The sequence below is a fragment of the Streptococcus australis genome (assembly GCF_019930045.1).
Taxonomy (GTDB): domain Bacteria; phylum Bacillota; class Bacilli; order Lactobacillales; family Streptococcaceae; genus Streptococcus; species Streptococcus australis_D.
This window is the reverse complement of sequence record NZ_JAHZQQ010000099.1, coordinates 1-2,655: the sequence shown is the minus strand read 5'-3', so window position 1 is coordinate 2,655 and position 2,655 is coordinate 1. Positions and strand designations below refer to the sequence as shown.

The following is a 2,655-nucleotide window of genomic DNA, read 5'->3' as shown; positions in this document are numbered from 1 at the left end:
TTTGTGTGAATACTTACAGTTTACCCCAATGAAACGCTATGAGTTTTTTTGTTGCACTATATTTTACAATTTATCTTCTAAAAAAGCAAATAAACAAGGTGCTTATGCAGCGCTGATTGTATCAACCATCGTTATGGTATTTATTAAATACTTCCTTCCTCCAACAGCTGTTAGCTACTGGGCATATTCATTGATTTCAATTTCTGTATCAGTAGTTTCAGGTTATATTGTATCTGTTCTTACTGAAAATAAAGTATCTGCACCTAAATATACAACGATTCATGATATTCCAGAAATTAAAGCGGATTCAAGTTGGGAAGTTCGTCACTAATAGAAAAGAGAAAATAATATGATCATTTCTGAACAATCTGATTTTAGACGATATGCCTCTGTCAATAAACATTTTTCAAAAGTCTGTGATTTTTTAGAAAATACAAATTTGACAGATTTAGTTGATGGAAAAATTGATATTGACGGGGAAAATGTTTTTGCAAATTGTATGACCTATCTAGCTGATGGAGTTCCAGGAGATATTTTTGAAACTCATAAGAAATATTTAGATATTCATATTGTTGTTGAAAATACTGAAAAAATGGCAGTAACTTCCCCAGTTCGTGCTCAGTCACGTGTGCCTTTTAGCGAAGAGAAGGATATTGCTTTTTACGATAGCAAAGACTATCAAATTGTTGAATTGCTTCCAGGAAATATGTTGGTGACTTTTGAAGAAGATCTTCACCAACCTAAGATTCATTGTAATGATGAAAGTGTTAAAAAACTTGTTATCAAAGTTTTAAACGAGGAAAGATAAAATAAAAACATATTAAACAATGTCTCTTAATGAACTTCATATGAAAAATGTTGTACCATATATAACATTTAAGATTGAAGATTTTAAAAAGAATTAAAGCTGAAATTTAAATATATTGAAAGAGGATAAAAATTATGGTAAATTACGGTATTGTTGGAGCTGGATATTTTGGAGCTGATTTGGCTCGCTCAATGAACAAAATTGAAGATGCAAAAGTGGTTGCGGTATTTGACCCAAATCATGGAGAAGAAGTTGCTCAAGAGTTGGGATCAGATGTTTGTGCAAGTTTAGATGAACTTGTAGCACGTGAAGATATTGATTGTGTGATCGTAGCTTCACCTAGCTACCTTCACCGTGAACCTGTTGTGAAAGCTGCTCAACATGGCAAACACGTATTTTGTGAAAAGCCAATTGCATTGTCTTATGAAGATTGTAAAGCCATGGTTGACGCATGTAAAGAAAATAATGTTATCTTTATGGCTGGTCACATCATGAACTTCTTTAATGGTGTACACCATGCTAAAGAATTGATTACTCAAGGTAAAATCGGTAAAGTTCTTTATTGCCATGCCGCTCGTACAGGTTGGGAAGAACAACAACCAACTGTATCATGGAAGAAACTTCGTTCTCAATCTGGAGGACATTTGTACCACCATATTCATGAATTAGATTGCATTCAGTTCATCATGGGAGGACTTCCTGAAAAAGCGACAATGGTAGGAGGTAATGTATATCATAAAGGTGAAAACTTTGGTGATGAAGATGATATGCTCATTGTAAACCTAGAATACTCTGATGATCGTTATGCTGTTTTGGAATATGGTAATGCTTTCCGTTGGGGTGAACACTACGTCTTGATTCAAGGAACTGAAGGAGCTATCAAACTTGACTTATTCAATACTGGAGGTACTCTTCGTGTTAAAGGTGAAGGAGAATCACACTTCTTAGTACATGAAACTCAAGAGGAAGATGATGACCGTACAGCTATCTATACCGGTCGTGGTATGGATGGAGCAATTGCGTACGGTAAACCAGGAGTACGTTGCCCATTATGGTTACAAACATGTATTGATAAAGAAATGGAATATCTACATGACATCATTAAAGGTGGAGAAATTACAGAAGAATATGAAAAACTTCTCAATGGTGTAGCTGCTTTAGAATCAATCGCTACCGCTGATGCATGTACTTTATCAGTTAAAGAAGATCGAAAAGTAAGTCTTTCAGAAATCACAAATGCTTAACTATTGTCAAACAGAATAGTAAATTCTTGTCATTATATAATTTCTAAAGTTCTGTGATACAACTCATTGAATAAAGAAATAGAGATGGGACTGGGATAATGCCCAGTCCCATTTTTTATCAAAAAGTAATGAGATCAAAAATGTGGGAGTGATGAAATGAAGATTATAGGGATCGATATTGGCGGAACAACAATTAAGGCAGATTTATACGACGATTTTGGAACGAGTTTAAATCAGTTCAAAGAGATAGAAACAATTATTGACTATGATTTGGGAACGAACCAGATATTAAATCAGGTCTGTGATTTAATTGGTGAGTATATTTTAAATTATTCTATTGATGGTGTTGGGATTTCCACTGCTGGAGTTGTTAATGCTAATACAGGAGAAATCATCTATGCAGGCTATACAATACCAGGGTATATCGGAGTAAACTTTACTTCCGAAATAGAAAAACGTTTTGGGTTGTCTACTTTTGTTGAAAATGATGTTAATTGTGCTGCATTAGGTGAATTGTGGAAGGGACAGATTCTGTCAATAATTTTGTGTAAACACTCAAGTAAAGTTGCGGAGTGTTAATCAAATAAGCTTTCAAGTGTGTCA

The 2,655-nt window shown here is 34.3% G+C and carries 2 protein-coding genes and 2 pseudogenes; all 4 read left to right on the top strand.

Annotated features, from left to right (window positions below; all coding sequences use genetic code 11):
- Positions 1–331, top strand: a pseudogene (locus K1J10_RS10390) (hypothetical protein); the annotation flags it as partial.
- Positions 332–349: 18 nt separating this feature from the next.
- Positions 350–808, top strand: a complete 459-nt coding sequence (locus K1J10_RS10385) for a YhcH/YjgK/YiaL family protein (protein WP_049502437.1) — start codon at positions 350–352, stop codon at positions 806–808.
- A 134-nt stretch (positions 809–942) separates the two neighbouring features.
- Positions 943–2,052, top strand: coding sequence for a Gfo/Idh/MocA family protein (locus tag K1J10_RS10380; protein ID WP_000248712.1), 1,110 nt, complete (start codon positions 943–945; stop codon positions 2,050–2,052).
- 156 nt (positions 2,053–2,208) lie between these two features.
- Positions 2,209–2,580, top strand: a pseudogene (locus K1J10_RS10375) (ROK family protein); the annotation flags it as partial.
- Positions 2,581–2,655 lie beyond the last annotated feature (75 nt).

Excerpts from the sequence above, each read along its gene's own strand:
- K1J10_RS10380 (WP_000248712.1), top strand. The coding sequence starts at position 943 with ATGGTAAATTACGGTATTGTTGGAGCTGGATATTTTGGAGCTGATTTG.
- K1J10_RS10385 (WP_049502437.1), top strand. The coding sequence starts at position 350 with ATGATCATTTCTGAACAATCTGATTTTAGACGATATGCCTCTGTCAAT.